Annotated in this window: 1 protein-coding gene; it reads left to right on the forward strand. The window is 59.8% G+C overall.

The features are described 5' to 3' along the window. Nucleotides 1-3,663: cadherin-like domain-containing protein (locus AC4FAH_RS09705; protein ID WP_490245955.1), on the forward strand; the 3,663-nt coding region annotated here is incomplete at both ends.

The raw sequence follows: 3,663 nt of genomic DNA on the forward strand, positions 1-3,663 counted from the left end.
GGCCGACGCAGTGCCGGTCATCACGCTGGCTGACAAGGAAGTGACCGAGGCCACGGGTGAGACGGTCACTGACACCTTCGAGGTGGCAGCGGATGCCGGCATCGCCAGCGTCACCATCAATGGCACGGACATCACTTCGGCGTCAGTGGATAACCCCATCGTGATTCCGGGTGCGACTGATGACGAAGGCACGCTGACCATCACGGGCTACGATGCCGGCACCGTGTCCTACACCTATGTGGAGGATGGCACGGCTGCGGATCACTCGGCTGGCGACGATAGCGTGTTCGACAACTACGCCGTGGTCGTCACTGACCTGGCCGGGCAGAGCACCAGCGACAGCCTTGACGTCAAGATTCTGGATACCGCGCCGACGGCCAAGCCGGATGAGCGCGATATTGATGAAGATGCGACGGACGAGCTCACGGGCAACGTGATTGATGGTGCCAGTGACAATGAGGACATCCTGGGTGCAGATGCGCCGTTCATGGTCTGCAAACTGAACGATACCGGAATTGCTGACGGCGGCAGTGCCACGGTCACGGGTGACTACGGCACGCTGACGCTCAACAGCGACGGCAGCTATACCTACGTTCTGGATACCACCAAGACGCAGTCTCTGGCAGAGGGTGAACCGGCGGAAGACGTCTTCACCTATGTGCTGGAAGACAGCGATGGCGATTATTCCAGCACCACGCTGACCATCAATATCACCGGCTCGGCCGACGCAGCGCCGGTCATCACGCTGGCTGACAAGGAAGTGACCGAGGCCACGGGTGAGACGGTCACTGACACCTTCGAGGTGGCAGCGGATGCCGGCATCGCCAGCGTCACCATCAATGGCACGGACATCACTTCGGCGTCAGTGGATAACCCCATCGTGATTCCGGGTGCGACTGATGACGAAGGCACGCTGACCATCACGGGCTACGATGCCGGCACCGTGTCCTACACCTATGTGGAGGATGGCACGGCTGCGGATCACTCGGCTGGCGACGATAGCGTGTTCGACAACTACGCCGTGGTCGTCACTGACCTGGCCGGGCAGAGCACCAGCGACAGCCTTGACGTCAAGATTCTGGATACCGCGCCTGTCGCCAATGACGACACCTACACCATTCGCGAAGATGATACGTCTCCGGATGGTGAGCCGGTGATCAACACCAATGTCATTTTCAGTGTTGTCGGCGGCGGACAGGATGAGCTAGGCGCTGATGGCGTGACCATCACGCATCTGGATGGCATTTCACTGGCAGACAATGAGGGTAGCGTTACGGTCGATGGCAGCTACGGCAGCTTGACCATCAATACCGATGGCACCTTCAGTTATGACCTTGATGATGCGCGCGCTCAGGCACTGGGTGCCGGTGACCTCGTCAAGGAAGTATTCGAGTACACCATCCTGGATGCGGATGGTGACTCGGATACCGCCGACATCACCATCAATGTCCAGGGCTTGAATGACAAGCCGGTGGCCTATGACGACGGTCCGATCGTGGTCGAGGAAGATACTCCGGTCAGCGGCAACGTCCTGAACAACGACGTCGACGCCGATGGTGATGAGTTGAGCGTCGTCAGCTTCACTGTTGACGGGGTTACGTACGACCCGGGCAAGACAGCGGATCTTGGCGAAGTCGGCACACTTCTGATCAATGCTGACGGTACCTTCACCTTCACGCTCGGTGAGAATTACAACGGTCCGGTACCCGACACCACTTATGTGATCACGGATGGCACCGAGTTCGATGAAGCCATTCTCAGCTTCGAGGACGTCGCAGCGATTGATGACCCTGTCGTCATCAGTGCCGATGATGGCGCTGTTGCCGAAGATGGTGTGACGGAAGCTTCAGGTACGCTGACCGCGACCGATGTCGATAGTGATGCGCCGAAGTTCACGCCGGCCACTGACGACAGCGGTCTCTACGGTACCTTCGTCGTCGATGCTGACGGCAACTGGACCTATACGCTGGATAACGACACTGCCGCTGTGCAGGGGCTGACATCTGCCGACACGATCAATGAGCAGTACATCGTGCAGCTCAGCGATGGCTCCAGCACGACAGTGGATATCGTCATCAAGGGGACTGATGATGCGCTGCCGATCATCAGTTCACTGGAAGACCAGTCCGTCACCGAAGCGACCGGAAGCACGCTTACCAATACCTTTACCGTGTCAGCTGCAGCAGGTATCGCGGCAGTGACGATTGCTGGCGTGGATATCACGGATGCCAGCACCACACCGGTAGTGATCCCCAACCCAGATGGTGAAGGCACGCTGACCATTACGGGCTACGACGCCGACAGCGGTGAGGTCACCTACACCTATGTGGAAGATGGCACAGCGGCTGATCACACAGATGGCGATGACAGCGTCGTCGATGGTTTCACCGTCGTGGTAACGGATCTTGCCGGTCAGAGCACCACATCCAGTCTGGATGTCACCGTTCTGGACACCGCGCCGGTAGCCAACGCTGATACGCGCAGCATTGGCGAGAATCGCACTTCTGCCATCACCGGCAATGTCGTGGAGGGCACATCGGCGACTGCCGATACTCTGGGTGCCGATGCGGTAACCGTGACTGCCGTCATCGCCGGAACGGAGACTGCTCCGGTGAGCGATGGCGCGGCGGCCGTGATCACGGGTGAGCACGGCGAGCTGACCCTGGCGGCGGATGGCTCCTACAGCTATCAGTCAGCACGCGACGACCTGCAGTACCTGGCGGCCGGTGAGTCGGTCACGGACGTCTATACCTACGTGATCACGGATGCTGACGGTGATACTGCCACTACCACGCTGACCATCACCATCAAAGGTAGCAACGATGCGCCGGAGATAAGTGTCAGCAGTGGCGACAGTGCCGCCGCCAGCCTGACGGAGACGGATTCACCGCTGAGTGCCAGCGGGACTCTGTCGGTGGATGACGTGGATCTCAGCAATAGCGTGACGCCGAGCGTCACCGGCGTCTCCAGTGATGGCGATACCGGTACGCTGGTCAACGATGACCTGCTTGCGCTGCTGGGTGTGGATACTGGGGCCATCATCGATGACGAGAGCACTGAAGGTACGCTCAACTGGTCCTTCGACAGCAGCGCTGCCGGGGAAAGCTTCGACTACCTGTCTGCAGGCGAGTCGCTGGTCCTGACCTACACCGTCACTGTCACGGATACGGCGGGAGCGACAGCTACCCAGGATGTCACCATTACCATTCAGGGGACGAATGATGCCCCGGTGGTGACTGCGACTGAAGGCCGCGTCAGCGAAGAAGGACTCGAAGGCGGTATCGCCGACAGCGATGCGGCTGATGGCTTTACGGATACCACCGATGCCACCACCGTCACCGGTACGGTTTCCGTCACGGATGTCGACAGTGACAGCGTGTCGCTGGTATTGACGGCTCCTGCCGCGGCCATCACCTCCGGTGGCAGTGCGGTGACCTGGTCCGGCAGCGGCACCCAGTCAATGGTGGCAACCGATGCTGATGGCAATGAAGTCGCGACGGTGACCATCGATGACAGCGGCGCTTATACCTTCACTCTGAGTCAGGCGGTCGATCACTCGGGTGATGGTGAAGATGTCCTGTCTCTGGACTTCGGTGTGCTCGCAACGGATAGCGAAGGCGCCAGCTCCACCGGCACGCTGACCATCGGCATCGAGGATGATGC

The sequence above is a fragment of the Cobetia sp. genome (assembly GCF_983723665.1).